At 57.7% G+C, this 17,053-nt stretch carries 12 protein-coding genes; 2 read left to right on the top strand and 10 right to left on the bottom strand.

Features of this window, described 5'->3' with window-relative positions:
* Window positions 1-208: 208 nt before the first annotated feature.
* From AB5750_RS06005 to AB5750_RS05990, 4 genes are all read right to left on the bottom strand, one after another.
* On the bottom strand, window positions 209-1,378 hold the full coding sequence (locus AB5750_RS06005; protein WP_368145824.1) for an ATP-binding protein: 1,170 nt from the start codon (window positions 1,376-1,378) through the stop codon (window positions 209-211).
* Between the two features lie 228 nt (window positions 1,379-1,606).
* Window positions 1,607-2,983, bottom strand: a complete 1,377-nt coding sequence (locus AB5750_RS06000; protein ID WP_368145823.1) for an MATE family efflux transporter — start codon at window positions 2,981-2,983, stop codon at window positions 1,607-1,609.
* An 87-nt stretch (window positions 2,984-3,070) separates the two neighbouring features.
* Window positions 3,071-4,699 (bottom strand): amidohydrolase, encoded by a 1,629-nt coding sequence (locus tag AB5750_RS05995; protein ID WP_368145822.1) that lies wholly within the window; start codon window positions 4,697-4,699, stop codon window positions 3,071-3,073.
* 315 nt (window positions 4,700-5,014) lie between these two features.
* Window positions 5,015-6,007, bottom strand: coding sequence for a helix-turn-helix domain-containing protein (locus AB5750_RS05990; protein WP_217750206.1), 993 nt, complete (start codon window positions 6,005-6,007; stop codon window positions 5,015-5,017).
* 128 nt (window positions 6,008-6,135) lie between these two features.
* On the opposite strand from AB5750_RS05990, the gene AB5750_RS05985 reads away from it, so the two are divergent.
* Entirely contained in the window at window positions 6,136-6,327 is a 192-nt protein-coding gene (locus AB5750_RS05985; protein ID WP_117746649.1) for a hypothetical protein, read from the top strand.
* A 35-nt stretch (window positions 6,328-6,362) separates the two neighbouring features.
* Here AB5750_RS05985 and AB5750_RS05980 read toward each other — a convergent pair whose 3' ends face one another.
* From AB5750_RS05980 to ptcA, 4 genes are all read right to left on the bottom strand, one after another.
* Window positions 6,363-7,772 (bottom strand): APC family permease, encoded by a 1,410-nt coding sequence (locus tag AB5750_RS05980; RefSeq protein WP_368145821.1) that lies wholly within the window; start codon window positions 7,770-7,772, stop codon window positions 6,363-6,365.
* 540 nt (window positions 7,773-8,312) lie between these two features.
* On the bottom strand, window positions 8,313-9,518 hold the full coding sequence (locus AB5750_RS05975) for an agmatine deiminase family protein (RefSeq protein ID WP_368145820.1): 1,206 nt from the start codon (window positions 9,516-9,518) through the stop codon (window positions 8,313-8,315).
* A 285-nt stretch (window positions 9,519-9,803) separates the two neighbouring features.
* Window positions 9,804-11,234, bottom strand: coding sequence for an APC family permease (locus AB5750_RS05970; protein ID WP_368145819.1), 1,431 nt, complete (start codon window positions 11,232-11,234; stop codon window positions 9,804-9,806).
* A 132-nt stretch (window positions 11,235-11,366) separates the two neighbouring features.
* Complete coding sequence (gene ptcA / locus AB5750_RS05965) at window positions 11,367-12,440, bottom strand: putrescine carbamoyltransferase (protein ID WP_368145818.1); 1,074 nt, start codon at window positions 12,438-12,440, stop codon at window positions 11,367-11,369.
* A 329-nt stretch (window positions 12,441-12,769) separates the two neighbouring features.
* Between ptcA and AB5750_RS05960 the strand changes: the two genes are divergently transcribed.
* On the top strand, window positions 12,770-13,735 hold the full coding sequence (locus tag AB5750_RS05960; protein WP_368145817.1) for a response regulator transcription factor: 966 nt from the start codon (window positions 12,770-12,772) through the stop codon (window positions 13,733-13,735).
* A gap of 329 nt (window positions 13,736-14,064) precedes the next feature.
* On the opposite strand, the gene AB5750_RS05955 is transcribed toward AB5750_RS05960, so the two are convergent.
* Window positions 14,065-16,266, bottom strand: a complete 2,202-nt coding sequence (locus AB5750_RS05955) for an ABC transporter permease (RefSeq protein ID WP_368145816.1) — start codon at window positions 16,264-16,266, stop codon at window positions 14,065-14,067.
* Complete coding sequence (locus tag AB5750_RS05950; protein ID WP_368145815.1) at window positions 16,256-17,041, bottom strand: ABC transporter ATP-binding protein; 786 nt, start codon at window positions 17,039-17,041, stop codon at window positions 16,256-16,258. The genes AB5750_RS05955 and AB5750_RS05950 overlap by 11 nt, the downstream gene beginning before the upstream one ends.
* Window positions 17,042-17,053: the final 12 nt, after the last annotated feature.

Here is a 17,053-nt window from a genome sequence, read left to right as displayed (position 1 = left end):
GAGCTCCTGTGCGAATTGAAGGGAGCGCTCCCGCAAACTGCCTATTGACAACTTATAGGAGCGTCGGTTTTATTGAGTATTTGTTGCGATGTGCTCGGCATATCCAAATAAGTCTACTCACTTGCATCTAAGACGCACCAGATAGGCAAAAACCGCCGCAAAAAGGGGGCCGGTTCCCTTCGCGGCAGCCGTTAATACGCCGAGCTTGTTATCGTAAAAGCCAATCACGCGCCGAAACCACACTACAGTCTTTCGACTCATACGTTGAGTCCACGCGGGCCACAACATAGCGCGCATCTTTTGCAATGTCGATCTCATCGCATACAGTCTGTAGATGGCGGGCGTACTTATCGTGATACGTTCTGGATGATTTTATTTCGATAGCCTTGGGACTCCCTGAGTTTGTACAGTCGAGCAAATCGATTTCACGCTTGCTGTCGTCCCTATAGAAATACAGCTCGGGATTCTCGCCCACGTTGAGATGGCTCTTCGCCGTTTCGGAAACGATGAGGTTTTCGAAAACGGCCCCCAGATAAGGGCTCTCCAATAGTGGCTCCAGTGATCCAATTTTGAGCAAGTAGCAGAGCAGCCCCGTGTCGTAAAAATAGAGCTTGGGCGTTTTAGTTAGACGCTTCTTGGCATTTGCATAATAGGGCTGCAGCGAAAACGTCAGGTAGCTCTGCTCCAGAATGGACAACCAGCTTTTAATGGTCGATACGCTCACGCCCGTATCTCGAGAAAGCGAGGATATATTGATGAGGGCACCGACGCTCTGAGCAATTATGGACAGAAACTTATGAAACTCCGCCTTATTGCGCACATCAAGCAAGCCCACAACATCGCGCTCAACATAGGTATCGATATAGCTGGGAAAATAAACCGAGGACGGCATTCCGGCGGAACGCAGGCGAGGGTATCCCCCTTCGAGCGCGAACAAATCCACTTCCAGCTGCCCCTGCTGGCCCCTCTCCGCTTCTCGAAACGATAATGGCAGCAATTTTAAGATCCCGACTCGCCCGGCAAGAGACTGCCCGATGCTTTTCATCATCAAAAAGTTTTGCGAGCCTGTAAGGATGTATTGACCGGCGTCTCCCCGCTCATCCGAAACAACCTGGATCATTGAAAACAAATCCGGGGCGTATTGCGCCTCATCGATGATGAGTCCGCCCTTTCGGTTGCGGATAAAACTCACCGGATCCTCCAAGGCCGCGCGCCTCGTTTGAGGGTCCTCAAGCGTGACGTAGGAATAGTCGGGAAAGGCATGCCGAACCAGCGTAGACTTACCACTCTGCCTAGGCCCTGTCAACGACACAACAGGAAACCAGCCTGCCATGCGAATGAGCAACTCATGCAAATCCCTGTTAATGAACTCAGCCATATCAACGCCCCTTATTACGCTGTTACCATAATCGAATAGTTTCATTCTCCATAATCTTATAGTAGCGTTTACCATAATCTTATAGTAACCCAGTTCAAAAGCATTATTTATAGAGCCGAAATCTCAGACCCTAAATAACAAAAGCCACCACAATGGGGGCTGTCCCCATTGTGGTGGCTTGCAGGCGAGTTAACTTGTTCGACTATCGTACGCCAGCCATGTCCGAGCCTAGAGCGTGGCAAGGCGCTTGGACTCGTGCGCGGCGAGCGCAATGGAGATGATGCCAGTAATGGCATCGGCCACCACCAGGGCGATCCACACGCCCTCGACACCCATCATGTTGCCGAGGAGGTACATAAGCGGCACCGAGCAGATCACATAGCGAAGCAGGCCCGTAAACGTGGCGACACCCACCTTCTCGACCGCCTGGAAATACATCGACATGGTCATGGCAAGATAGCCCAGGGCAACAGCCAGGATGACAGTACGCGTGGCGTTGGCGGCAACCTCAACGAGCGCAGGATCGCTGCCGGCAAAGAAGGCGCACACCGGGGTGGCGGCAAGCCAGAGCGCGACGGTGACCAGCGCCAGCGTCACAACCTGGTACTTAAGCGTGCAGGAGAGCGTCTCCTTAAGGCGTGCCCAAGCCTTTGCGCCGGCGTTGAAGGCAGCGATGGGCTGCAGACCGTAGGAGAAGCACTGGGCAACCATCATGGTAATGTAGAGGATGTAGCCGTTGATCACGCCAAAGGCTGCGATGTAGAGCGAGCCCATGTCGCCGCCGAGCGAACCCAAAAGCGAGTTGGCAACGGTATTAAAGATAAAGGTCGCACCCTGGACCAGGAAGAACGGGAAGCCGATCTTGAAGATCTGGCCGCAGATGGCGAGGTCGAGCTTAAGGTCGGCCAGGCTAATCTGGAGCTGGGACTTTTTGCCCCCGATGAACCAGAAGATACCGATGGCCCAGATACCGATGGAAAGCCCGTAGTACACGCCGGCGCCCATAACGCCAAACTTGAGCACAAACGTGGAAAGCGCGAGCCAACAGATGGCGACGATGGCCGAAACGGTCATGAGGTTGGCCTGGATCTGAACCTTCTCGTCCACACGCATCACAGCGGTGATCATCTGGCCAATGACCGTGAGCGGCAGCAGCACGGCGAAGGTGCGCACGCCGGCAACGGTATCGGCCATGATGTCGGGCGTGGCGCCAAAGAATGTGCAGATGGGCTCGGTAAACACTGCCATCACCACAGCAAGCAGCACACTCACGATCGTGGTGAGCCAAAAGCCCTGGCTAAAAGCCTTGCTTGCGCCCTTGATGTCGCCGGCACCCAAAAGGTTGCCCACCACGGCGGGCACGCCGGTGCCAAACAGGTTGCCAAAGGCCAGGTTGATGTACTCGACCGACATAATGATCGAGACACATGCCAGGCCGTGGGCACCTAGGCCCCAACCCATCACGAGGCCCTCAAGGACCACCATGATGATCTGGGCGAGCATGCCCTGGCCGGTGACGATGGTGTACTTACGCACCAGACCGGGAATCGGTTGGGAGGCGAGCTCGCGCTCCACCTCCACGGCAGCGGTTACTTCTTCTGCCATTGTTCTCCCCTTTCCTTGAGAGAGTAGTGCTGAATGGATGTCAGGCGGCTGACAACTGGCACCAAGCCGCCCAATCAAACGATGGCGCTATGCCTCAAAGACCACCTTGCCGGCGATCATCGTGAGGGCTGCGGTAGCCTCGAGCACCTCGGCCGGCTCGCAATCAAAGAGATTGCGGTCGAGCACGCAGATATCTGCCTGTTTGCCGCACGCGAGCGTGCCGATGCGGTCCTCGGCATGCATGGCGTAGGCGCTGCCATAGGTGTAGGCGCGCAGAGCCTCGGCCATGGTAATGCGCTCCTGGGGGAACCAGCCCTCAGGGTTGGAACCGTCCTCGAGCATGCGGAAGACCGCGCCGTACACCTCCTCCATGGGCTCCAAGCCCACAACGGGGAAGTCACTGCCCAGGTGCACCACGGCTCCGCTGGCAAGCAGGCTATGCAGGGGCCACGAAAGCGCGGCACGCTCGGGACCCACGGCTTCGTCCTTGGCAAGGTCAGCCATATCGAGCAGCATGTGCCACGGCTGCATGCCGGGGCAGACGCCGAGCTCGGCATAACGCGGCATATCCTCGGGTTGAACCGTCTCGTTGTGCTCCATGGAGTGGCGACAATCCCGCTTGCCATGCAAGCGCTCGCCCTCCTCAAAGCAATCGAGCACAAAACGCACCGAGCGATCGCCGATTGCATGGATGCGCGTGTCAACGCCCCATTCCTGCGCCCTCAGGATGGCAGCACGGATGCGCTCCGGCTCCTCCGCGGGCTCACCACAGGTGTCGGGTGCGTTGCTATAGGGTTCAAGCATCCAGGCGGTATGGTCGGAGCACACACCATCAAGGAACTGCTTAAAGCCGTGCCACTCCACCTGCGTACCCGGGAAGGCGTATTTCTCCTTGATCTGCTCGAGCGTCAAGGACTCGTTTTCGAACAGGTCGGTGTACAGGAACACGCGCAGCGGCAAGTCGCCCTTGGCATTAAGACCTGCCAACACCGCATACGGGTTTTCCACGCTCACAAACGTAGGATTGACCATGCCGACCGTAGTGATTCCCAGGGCATTGGCGCGCCGGGCGGTTTTTGCAAACGACGCGTCAACAACCTCGGGCGCTGGGTCGTAGACCTCGTCCATAAAGAAGGCGCCGGCGTTGTTGGAAAACACGCCCGTCAGATTGCCGTCGGCATCCTTAAGGATCTTGCCGCCTGCGGGATCGGGCGTCTGCGAAGTTACTCCCACCTTGTTGATGGCGCAGGTATTGGCACTAAAGGTATGCAAGTCAACCTGCTGCAGAAATACCGGGCGGTCGGAGATGTACTCATCGATCATCGCGGCCGTGGGCATCTCGGGGACATCCCACTGGAACTGGATAATCTGGCAGCCCAGAATCCACTCGTTATCGGGATGGTCGGCCGCAAACGCCACGACACGTTCCATCGCCATCTCAAAACTGGTGCAGTCGATGAGGTTGACGGCAAAATCGGGGTCGGTCATAAACGCGCCCTGGGCAAAATGCGTGTGCGAGTCGATCAGGCCGGGCATGACGAGCTGGTCGCCAAAGTCGCGCACCTCGGTATCGGGACCGATAAACGGTGCCAGGTGAGCATCGTCACCGCAGGCAACGATTTTATCGCCCCGCACGGCAACGCCGCCCTTAAACGGCTCGGGCCCATCGCCGGTAAAGACGGCGTCGCTCTTGATAACTACATCAGCCTTGTCCATGCGAGCCTCCTCAGGCATCTTTGGTTGTAACGCGGACGCACCGCCCGCGTGGGCACTCGGTTGGGAGCGTAGCGCTCCCGCATCGGCGCGTGCCTACAAGCCGTGCTCGGACGTCTGTCCCACGTCCGCGGCTTCGCGCTACACCCATTGATACACAGGGGCAAATCCGTGCCAAGGCCAGGGACCGCAAACGGTCAGTTTAAGCAGGTTTACACGCTTTACCTGCAGGTTTATTGTCTGAGATTATTACCGCTTCATTACGCCCAACGGTGTGGCCGCCCACACAGCAAGACCCGCATGCGAGGAAGAATGAGGCTAGGAACGCCAAAAGGTATCTATAAGGTCATCTCGGTTGGAGACGCCGCTTTTAACGTAGATGCGATGCAAGTGTGCCTTGACCGTGCCAGGGCTGATGACCAACTCGCTGGCGATGTTTTGGGCGTCGTTGCCCTTCAGCACCAGCGTGAGCACCTCCTGCTCGCGCCGTGACAGCTTATGGGCGTCGGCATAAATCACCACACGCGATGCGAGATCGTCCTCAGAGCTTGCGCTCTCGGCTGCCACGTCCTCATCGGCACGCGGATGACGGGCATACACACGCAGGATATGGCTAAACTGGCAAAAAAGCTGAGCCGCGCATACCACGAGCAGTACGTTTTCGGAGATATTGCGCTCGGACAGATACCACAAAAAGAGGCCGATGACGGGGTTTTGGGAGTCGGGGCGGCAGAACAAGATCATGTAGGTGTCCTCGGCGATCACGCAAAACACAAGAACGAAGGCCACCTTCCAAAAGAGCTTTGAGCGGTCGAGGTCGAGTTTCTCAACACGCGTTGCTCTGTACCGGTAATGCCAGGCGGCATAGGCAAGACATCCTACATTACCCAGGTCACGCGTGAGCCAAAAGAGATACTGCTGCACCTCTCCGGCAGCGCCGCTGCGAGGCACCAGCAGCAATTGCAAGATTGAAAACGGCACGATAGCGAGTCCGAGCATGCGCGACGTCGGTCTTTTGCGCAAGCGCGCAAACATCCATAGCACCACGCAGGCATAGATGGCAATACCAAGCACGCAGCGCAGCAAGGGGTGCTGCAGCGGCTCGCTAAAGGTAACGGCGTAGTCGTATTTGAGCCGATTGTACTCGTCAAAAAAGATGACCGACATATCGAGCATATAGAGCAAAAAACCCGCCGCGGCCACGAGGCTGTCGCGACGGCGCGTCATGAGCCAAACCACCAATGCCACGGCACTGGTCACCAGAGCCACACCCATGATAATCGTGGTGTAGATATAGAACGCGAAACTCATGCCCGCCTCCCCTGTCTAGATGCTGTGAGGATGTTGACAGATTCTTTGCCGCAAGATTAGACTCACCGATTAAACGTACTGTATCGTTTAGATAAACAAGCTGTGTCTCACCGATGAAAGGAGATGCCATGACACCGATCGCTCCGCTCAAGATGCTCGTCGCGCCCGCCGCCAAGGCCATCACCCGACTCGGTTCTTCCATGACCTACGACAATGTCCCCTGCGCCGTTGAGGCGCGTTCGGACAGCTGCCCCTACCTGGGCCACGTCCCCTACTTTGCACCCAAGCTCGCATCTGATCCCGAGCAGCGTGAGCAGTAATCCAAGATGCATCTAGCACCGCACAACTCGCGGCGCTACTGTTTTGGTGCAAAGCGACCTGTCCCCCTTGCGCCAACGCCGGGATTGTCGATGCTGCGGCTGCGGCGCGATATGAGGCGCGAAACCTCGCCCAGCAACACGCCGATCACCACACCCATGAGGATCGGCAACTTTGACATCTCGGCGGGCGAGCTGTTAAGCGGCACGATTGTCGCAACAATCGAAAGCACGAGTTCTACCACCGGCACCGCAAGCGCTACCGCAAGCACCTTGCCCTCGAAGGGCGCGCGAAACACACGCGGGCGGTCGTCGTATTTACGCAGGCGCCAAAACGCCGGGAACATCGGGATATAGCTCATGAGCAGAAAGACGACGTTCATCGAGAAGAAGACCCAAAAGACGTCGGAACCTTCACCCAGCGGAATCTGAAGTAGCAGCACCAAGCTGGCAAAACAACCGTTAATGAGTGCCGAGCCGTTGGGCATGCCGGTCTTCTTGGACACCAGCGCAAAGGGACGCGGCATGTTGCCATGGCGCGCGGCATAGCTCGCCACGTTGTTGACGCCAAAGCTCCAACAGATCATGTTGGCAAACAGCGTTACCAGAAAGGCCACGCCCACGACCATCGTCAGCGGGTGAGCGCGCCCCACCATGGCGGCAACCGCGTCCACAATGCCCGAATCGAGTGAAAGCTGCTCGGTGGGAACCGCGGCTCCAATACCGATGCCACAGATAATGTAGATCGCCGCGATGGCAACGCCACCGGCGATAACCGCCTTGGGGATATCGCGCGATGGGTTCTTCATCGTGCTGGCAAAGGTCGCGACCACCTCAAAGCCCATAAAGTTGAATAGGATGATTGAAAGATACGTCAGTGAGTTAGTGTCTCCCAGATCGGGGACAAAGGTCTTAAACGACATATCGTTGGCAAAGCCGTTGTTGCAGGCAAACCAGATGCCGATGATTCCCACCACGGCGGTAATGAGCACCTTGATGACGGCGCCGCCATCCATGACCCAATCGGCCTCGGCCACCGGCTGCATTGCCATGACCGTGACGCCCCACACAAAGGCAAGCTCGATGGCAATTCGGACCCCAAGCGAAAATTCGATGCCCCATACCGCATTGATGACACTGGGGAACATGCAGGCGATACTTGCCACCCACAGTGGAAAGTTGACCCAATAGCACCAGGAGCAGCGGGCGCCCCAACGGTCGCCCAAGCCCAGGCGAACCCAATCGTACAGGCCGCCCTCGGAATCGAACGCCGTACCGAGCTCGGCCACCACCAGGCCATAGGGAAGCAAAAACGTAATGATGAGGAAGATCCACCAGAAGAACTGCACGTTACCCATGGCAGATGCCGGAGCGGCCGCCTCGATGGTAAAGACAACGCAGATAACCGAGAGGATGACCTCGAACAGGGAGAACTTTTTACCTGCCACGACACGCTCCCCCTACAGCAAAAAGGATGGCATCTGTACCGAAGGCGCAGCCCAAGGTAGGGTTGCAGGCCGCGTCACCGGTGCAGGTGCCATCCCAAAGAGAAGAGAGGATGCAATTGTTGGACCAACGCTCGCGGAACAGGCGCGTGTAGATAACGATACGCTGGTACATAGATACTCCGATCAAAACGGCCGCGATTGCGACCGGAATCTTTTGGCAATTGAAGACGCGTCTGACCTGGGATATTCAAGCGAACAATTGGCCTAACCCGCAATAAATCCCAGATCAGACGCGTACTCAATCAAAGAGGCGGGCACTCCGAAGTGGAGGCAACGGAGTGCCCAAAGAAAAACCCAGCCGACCAAGACATCGAATAAACCGACCATCAATGCCCCGAGATGGACTGATTTGCCGATTGTCCGATTGATCGGCTGGGTTTTCGAGGTGCCCCAGGTCGCCGCGAAAGAGGAGCGAAGCGTACTTTGGTACGCGAGCGACGGTTTGAGCGGCGAGATGGGGTGCCTCGGAAAGCCAGACGATTAAGCGGACGGCTCCTGCTGGGTAATGCAGTGGATGTTGCCGCCACCGAAGACGACCTGCTCGGACTGAACGCCGACGCACTTGTAGACGCCCTCGCCCCAGACCTCGTCGTAGATCTTCTGGAGCGTGTCGACGGCCAGCTGGTCGTTCTCGTCGCCGTACTGCGGGACGATAACGCCGTGGTTGGTCACGAGGTAGTTCATGTAGGAGGCGATCAGCGGCTCGTCGGGGACGCGCGGCTCGGCGTTCTCATCGGCATCGATGGTGTCGCAGGAAGCCTGGTCCATGAACAGCGGGTTCACGGGCATGCAGAGCTTGTAGACCTTCATCTTGCGGCCCTTGGCGTCGACGGCGTTGGAGAGGGTCTCGTAGGCAGCGTGGCACTGCTCGTAGAACGGGTACTCGGGATCGTCGGTCCAGATGCAGGCCATGACGCCCGGGGCGATGAACGTGGCGACGTCATCGATGTGGCCGTTGGTCTCCTCGGGGTCGATGCCCTCCTTGACCCAGATGACCTTCTCGACACCCAGGTAATCCTTGAGGTGCTCGTCCATGTAGGCGCGAAGCTCCTCGCTCCAGGGCTCAAACTTCTTCTTGAACTTGGGCCAGATGGACTCGGGATCCTCTTCCTCCTCGAGCACCGCAGAGCAGGTGCGGCCCGGGGAAAGCAGGCACTGGTCGGTCACGACAAGGGTGCCCTCGCCGTCGACGGTGATGGAGCCGCCCTCGAGGATCATGTCATCGGGACGATAGCGGCGGCAGCCGGAGAGCTCAGCCATCTTGAGGGCGATCTGCTCGTCCTTGTCCCACGGGAAGTACAGGCCGTCGACGAGGCCGCCGTAGGCGTTGAAGTGCCAGTGGTTGGCGCGCTTCTCGCCCTTGCCGTTGATGACGTAGGTAGCAGCGGTGTCGCGGAACCAGGCGTCGTCGGTAGTCATCTCGATAACGGTGACGTTCTCGTCTTCCTCGAAGACGGCCTTGCAGTTGGCGTAGTCGGCCTGGTTGGCACACATGGTGACCGGGGTGAACTCGGCGATGGCGCGGGCGATGGCGGCATACTGCTTCTGAGCCGGCTTGGCGCCGTGAGCCCAGGTGTCGGTGCGGTGGGGCCAACCCATCCACACGCGATCCTGCGGGGCGAACTCAGCGGGCATAAAGAAGCCGTCGGCCTTGGGGGTGGACTCGGACTCGGTGATCGTACGCATAAGATTTCCTCCAAATCGAACGATCGCTTGCCACGGGCGGGTTACCCGCGGCCTAAAACCAAGAGATGATAGGCGCCCGTTCCCCGGCAAAGGTCGGGGCGCCCGGCGCCGGTTTTCACGGAGTCGCACCGGCGGGCGACGAAGTAACCCGGTGCGCGGAGACAAAACGCACGAAGGATACGGAAGAGAGATTGGGGCGGGCGGTGGTTACCGGAGCTATCGCTCACACCCACCCCAGGGAGTGGTTAAACGGTGATGAGGGTTGGAGCCCCGAATCCGGGTGCTCTAGTCCTCCTCGGCTTCCTCAGCGAGACGCTGAGCAGCCAGCTCGGGAGTGAGACCCTTGTACTCGGTCTCGCGGCCCTTAGCGCTCACGACGCGGACGACCTCGCCGATAAGCACGAGCACGATGAAGATAACGATCATCGGAACCTTGTCGCCAATCTCAGCGGCGGAGAACGGAATCAAGGTCGCGACGATGGCCAGGACCAGCTCGATGCAAGGAATGGCCAGCATGACCTTCATCATGGTGCCCTTAAACGGGAACGTGAAGATGCGCTCACGGTTGGGGTCGTTCTTGCGAAGGTTGAGGAACGCCGGGAACATCGGGATGTAGGTGAGCAGCAGGAAGACGACGGAGGTGCCGAAGAGCATCCAGAAGACACCGTTGGAGATGGCGTCGATGGGAACCAGCTGCAGGCACAGCACCAGGGAGGCAACGATGGCGTTGACCAGGTTGGCGCCGTTAGGCATGTCGTCATCCGAGATCATCGAAGCAAAGATCTTGGGCATGTTGCCGTGCTCGGCAGCATAGCGAGCGACGGAGTTGACGCCGAAGGACCAAGCAGCCATGTTGGCGAACAGGGTGATCAGGAAGGCGATGCAGATGACCTTGAAGATCATGGAGTCGCCCACCATGGTCTGGACGGCAAAGATCATGCCGTAGTCGGGGTCGATGGAATCGGCCGGCACGGCGGCACCGATGCCAAAGCCGGCGAACAGGTAGATCACGGCAATGGACAGGCCACCGACGATGATTGCCTTGGGGATATCGCGAGCAGGATCGGCCATGTCGTCGGTCATGGTGCAGATGACCTCGAAGCCCATGAAGTTAAAGATGATGATCGACAGGTAACCGAGGGCGTTGGTGTTGGTGAGCTCGGGCAGGAAGGTGGTAGCGGACATATCGTTCGCAAAACCGTTCTCCATGGCGTACCAAATGCCCAGAGCGCCGACGACAACGGCAACAGCGACCTTGATGATGGCGCCACCGTTGAGGACCCACTCGGAGTCAGCCGCCTTGGAGCGGCCCATGAGGTAGACGATCCACACAAAGGCAAGATCGATACCCATCTTGGCGATCAGATTGAACTCAACGCCAAAGACCATGCCCAGAATGTCGGGGAACATGGTAGCCAGCGAGGCAATCCACAGCGGGTAGTTAACCCAGTAGTAGTACGAAATGCGGGCGCCCCACTTGTCGCCCAGGCCATCGCGTACCCAGTCGTAAATGCCACCCTCGCCGTCATAGGTGGTGCCGAGCTCGGCGACAACCATGCCATACGGGAGCAGGAAGGTCAGGATCAGGAAGATCCACCAGAAGAACTGCTGGTTGCCAATGGCAGCAGCAGGCGCGGCGGCCTCGCAGACGAAGACGACGCAGATGATGGTCGAAATGACCGTCAAGAAGGAAAGCTTTTTCTTTCCGTCGCTCATGATGAGCTCCTTTGCTCAGTCTTGGACAGATCCGAGGCCCAAGGCACTAAGGCAATCGCTTGGGCCTCGGTGAGCGGGCGACAGGAGACGAGCATCCGCCGCCCGCAAACGTGCTTTTAAAAGCCTTGGGGCTTAGAGCTGCTCGAGAGCCTCGAGAGCGGCGTGGAGCTCGGCCTTGGCGGAGTACTCGACACCCTCGTCGTTGAGCGGGGTGCGCTTGCCCAGAGCGGCAAGGAGAGCACGGATGGAGTGCTTGCGGTTCTCGGCCTCGACCCAGCACAGGGAGCGCTCGGGGTCGTCCATGACCTCGTCGACGACCTCCTCGTTGCGGGTGGCCGGCAGGCAGTGCATGAACTTGGAGTTGGGGCCGGCAAAGTTCATCATGTCCATGGTGACCTGATACTTGGGATAGAACACGTCCATGTAGTTCTCGCCCGAGACCTCCTCGTCGTACAGGCCATACCACACGTCGGTGTAGATGAAGTCGGCGCCCTTGATGCACTCGATGTCGTCGGAGATGACGACAGAGCCGCCGGAGACCTTGCAGTTCTCCTCGGCGATGGCCATCATCTGCTTGCCGAACTCGGCGCGCTCCTCGACGGTGCCAACGTGCAGGCCGCCGTCGGGGATCTGGTGGCCCTTAGGTCCAAACTGGACGAACTTCATGCCGACCTTGGAGGCGATGAACATGAGGGAGACGCAGACCTGGGTGGCGTCGCCGATGAAGGCCAGGGTGCAGTCCTCGATATTCTTGCCCTCGGGGAGGTTCTCGAGCATGGTCATGAGGTCGCCCATCTCCTGCGTGGGGTGGTTGAACTCTGACATGCCGTTGATGACGGGCACAGCAGAGCCCTCGGCAAGGCCGACGACGTCCTTGTGACGGTCAACGCGAGCCATCATGATGTCGAGCAGCGAGCCCATAACGCGAGCGGTGTCGCCCAGGGACTCGTGACCGCCGAGCTGGATGGTGCCAGGGCCATAGAACTGAGCATGACCGCCGAGGTCGGTCATAGCGGTCTCGAAGGAAAGACGAGTGCGGGTGGAGACCTGCTGGAAGATCATGCCAAGGCTCTTGTTGCGGAGCAGGTGCGGATAATAACCGTCAACCTTGATGGCCTTCTTCATTGCCAGGCCAAGATCCTCGATAGCCAAGATCTGCTCTTTGGTGAAGTCGTTGGTGTCGATGAAATCCTTAGGCAGTGCCATGTCGATTTCCTTTCCGCCGGTCTTGCCGACTATTACTATGAGGCGCTCGAACATCACGCCTCGTGTTGACAAGACCATCATTCACCCGTATGCAATTTTTACCTAGTTTATTCGGGATTAAAGACCGTTCACGGAGTTACACCCCCTCTAAACCAATATAAACCCGCAGGTCAAGAGTTTACAGGGGGTTTACCATCTAGAACCGCGAACGGTATACGGCTATGCTGTATCACGTCCTCTAATCCGCAACGGGACATACGGTTGAGGGCGGTATATCCGTAGGGTTTACGGAGCTTATCCAAAGATCAGATGAGATGGGACGGCGACAGATGAACACGCTCATGTTCTTCTACACCCTAGCGATACTCGTTATCTGTATTGTGACGGCAGTGCTTTCGCTTGCCGCCTATGCCTCGTCCCGTCGACGCTTTTTTATCTATGGCAGCGGTGTTTTTATTTGTTACGCCATCGAGATGACCGAGATCTTCTTTTTTGAATACACATTGCAAAACCAGAGTTTTCCGGCCAGCGACTATTACTCAATTACCATGCCTGTGCTGCGGACCCTCGTGGCGACCGCTTCGCAGGCTTTTATTTGGCTGATCGCCATGGACTTGCTCGACAAGCATTCTAAAAAGCTGTTCGTCATTCCCGTCGCAACGTTCTTGGTAAGCGAGCTGTTGATTATCGTTGCCGTCCCCTATGGCCCCATGCACCAGTGGCTTTACTACACCATGCGTCAGGTGTTCCTCATCTTTGTGGGACTGTATATCTTTTGGACGGCTCGCAAGAGTACGAAGGTTGAGCTGAAGGCGCGTGTTAACAACCAAAAGAAACACCTGATTATCGGCGCCATTCTGGTTGGCTGCATCGTTGCCGAGGATTTCTACAACATTCTGATTGTCCCCATGAGTCTGGCGCCCTCTTGGCTGCAACTATATCTGTCCGAGCGCAACTTTAGCGAAAACGTCTTTGCCTGCTACTTTGCGATTCTGCTGATCATCTACTCCTACCACGTGCTTTCAATCCGCATGCAGGAGGCGCCCGAGGAAAAGAACGTCAGCGATCTTGATCGACACATCGAAGAGCAGATGCCCTTCTATCGCAACGCCTACAAGCTCTCCAACCGTGAGACCGAAGTTATGCGTCTGGTCGTACTGGGCAAATCGAACCAAGAGATCGCTGACGAGTTATTCCTTGCCGTGGGCACCGTCAAGACCCACATCCACAACATCCTGGTCAAAACCGAACAGCAAAACCGCACGACGCTCATCCTCCACTTTTGGAAGCGATAACCTGCCAAAAAGGGACAGGTTTATTTTGGCAGGTTTTATCTGGGCAAACACCAAAAACCGCCGCGAGGGAGCTACTTTCCCTCGCGGCGGTTTTCTAGCAGTAAAACCAAGTGAGTAGGCTTTTGGCGAGATGCCGGGCACACCTCAAAACGCCACAGCCCTGACCGTCGATTTTATTGAGCACTTGCCGCGATGTGCTCGGCAGATCCAAAAAAGCCTACTCACTTGCATCTGAGATGCTCTAGATACGCAAAATACCGGCGCGAAGGGAGCTGGACTCCCTTCGCGGCGGTTATTCGCTCTGGTTTTGCGACCGTTTTGCCCGCTTGTTACTCGCTGTAGCGGGTGACGATGGCAGCTTGTACCGTGCCGGCGCTCATGAGGTAGGTCACCAGGAAGTAGCCACCGTATGCTGCCAGGAAGATTGCACAGGTGAGGCCCACGGTGCCGCCGATGCTCATATCTCCGAATATGCTCACCAGCTCGATAATCACCTTGAGCGCCACAAAGGAGTGCGCCAGGCCCACTGCCAGCGGGAACAGGAAGAACACCGCCTGCTGCGCCATCACCGAATGACGGATCTGGCGGTCATCGCAGCCAATCTGCGCCAGCACACGATAGCTGCGGCTGCCGTCGGCCACATTGGAGAGCTGCTGGATCGACAGTATCGCCGCGCACGCAACGACCAGTACAAAGCCAATGTAGATGGCCAGATAGCTAATCATGCCGTTCATTTGCGCTGCTTGCGTGTACACCTCGGAGCGTGTGATGAAGATTCCCCATGACCCTGGCTCCTTGCCGTCAACGAGCAGATTGTCGAGCAAAGTGTATTTAACGCTCTCGTCTGCCTCGGTCGTATCCATCCCCTGTTTGTAATTAACGAGCAGGCTACTGGAATACGGCTGCAGATTAAGTTGGGACAACAGCTCGTCGGCAACGACGACGGTACCCGGATTACTGCCCATCGCCGAGTTGGCGATGGCCGCCGTGTCCTTGTCCGACTTATCGGTTGCGGGCTTGAGCTCATGCCCGCCCAAGGTGAGGGTATGGCCGCCGGCCATGTACTTGGTGTACAGGTCGCCCAGCTCACCGCCCATATCACACGTAAGCAGGTACTGGTCGCGGCCAATGCTCACCGGCTCCTCGCCCATCATCTGGCGCAGTTTGTTGTACTGGCTCGCCGGCGTCACAAACAGATCCATCGTATCGGCATTGCTACCCCCGAGCGCCTTGGGGAGCTTTTCGCCCATGGTCTTGCACATCTCACCCGCAGACACCGAAGGATTCGAACCGCCAAACGGGTAACTCAGATACGAATCGATCTGAACATGCTCACCGGCAACATCGGCGATATTGACCTTCTTGCCGGTCTCGTCGTTGTTGTCCGCCGACTTGCCCTTGCCGTGCCATGCGGAGTACAAATCGACCGTTGTATCGGCTAGCACCATGCGGTCGGCTTCAGACGGATTGACATATTCTTTGTAGTAGTCGAGCGTATCGGGCGTGTAATAGACATACCCCTGAGACACGTCAACAGGGTTATAGCGCTCCAGGTTTTCGTTCATCACATTGGCAATCGACATACCGCACGTCACCGAGGTGATGGCCAAAAACAGGAGCATCGCGATGACGCCCATCGAAAAGCACACCGTGTTGACCTTGGCCGCAAGCTGGCGCACGGTAAACATGTTGAGGCCGCGCCAATACACGCTGCGCAGGCTCTGCAGCAGCTTGATGAGCATGCCCGAGAGTCCCCAGAACAGGGCAAAGGTGCCCACGGTAACCATAGCGGTCGTAATACCAAACTGGTTCATAGCCTCTTGCAGCTTGCTGTCCGTCGCGGTTAGCGGGAACCCATCACGTAGCAGACGGTAATAGGCCACGCCCACAAGCACCACGCCCACGGCAAAGATGGCAATCGCGATCCAGGGGTTGCGTGTCTTGATGCTCTCGTTGCGACGCTCGGCACCCATAAGCTCGATGAGTTTGGTACGACGCACGGCGCGAAGGTTCAGCAGTAGCGTGAGCACAAACATTACGAGCATGCAGGCAAGGGTCAGATTGAACGCATGCACCGAGAAAAAGAAGTGGAAATTGGCGATCTGTGTCTTAAAGAGCGAGGCCGTAAAGAACGTCATGAGCTGGGAGAGTCCCATACCCAGCACAATGCCGGCGACAAAGGCCACGACCGAGACGATCACGGTCTCGAGCGCCATGATCGTGGCGACGCGCCCGCGCCCCATGCCGAGCACCTGGTACAGGCCAAACTCCTTCTTGCGGCGTTTCATGATGAAGTTATTGGCGTACACCATCAAAAAGGCCATGACACCGGCCAAAAAGTACGTCAGGACGCCGAGCATGCTGCCCATAACCTGCGCCAAGCCCTCTTCATCGATTCCGGCGATGTCGACCTGCATCGAGATGGTGTTAAAAGCATAGAAGACCGTGACGCCCAGGGTGAGCGTCAAAAGGTAGACGAGGTAGTCGCGGCCGGCGCGGCGGACGTTACCCCAAGCGAGTTTACAGAGCATCGGAGCCCTCACCGCCCATCATGGCAACGACCTCCATAATGCGGTCGAAGAACTCGCGACGGTCGGTGTCGCCGCGGCGCAGCTCGGTGAAGATCTTGCCGTCGCGGATAAACAGCACGCGGCTCGTGTAGCTGGCGGCAAAGCTGTCATGCGTGACCATGAGCACGGTGGCGCGCAGGCGGCGATTGAGGGCCTCCAGGCTCTCGAGCAGCAGGCGGGCACTCTTGGAATCGAGGGCGCCGGTGGGCTCGTCGGCCATGATCATGGTGGGGTCGGTGACGAGCGCGCGGGCCGCGGCAACGCGCTGCTGCTGACCGCCGGACATCTGGTAGGGATACTTGTCGAGCACCTGACTGATAGACAGACGCGCGGCCACATCCTGCACGCGGGTCGAGATCTCTGCCGAGTTTGTGCGGGCAATGGTGAGCGGCAGGGCGATGTTCTCGCGTGCTGTGAGCGTATCGAGCAGGTTGGAGTCCTGGAAGATAAAGCCGAGCTCATCACGGCGGAACTGCGAGAGCTTAGCCTGCTTCATGCGCGTCACATCCTGGCCGTTGATGCGAATGATGCCGCTCGTGGCGCTGTCGATGGTCGACACGCAGTTGAGCAGCGTCGACTTACCCGAGCCCGAGGCGCCCATGATGCCTACGAACTCGCCGCGATTGACGGTAAAGCTAACGTCGTTGAGCGCGCGGGTCACATTGCCCAGCGCACCGTATACCTTTTCGAGATGCGCGACCTCCAGTACCGGGGTCGCTGCTTGCGTGGTTTGCATACCGAGTCCTTT

The organism is Collinsella aerofaciens (assembly GCF_040926185.1).
Taxonomy (GTDB): domain Bacteria; phylum Actinomycetota; class Coriobacteriia; order Coriobacteriales; family Coriobacteriaceae; genus Collinsella; species Collinsella aerofaciens_BC.
Note: the sequence above shows the minus strand (reverse complement) of the source record. Positions and strands in the feature narration are given on the sequence as shown.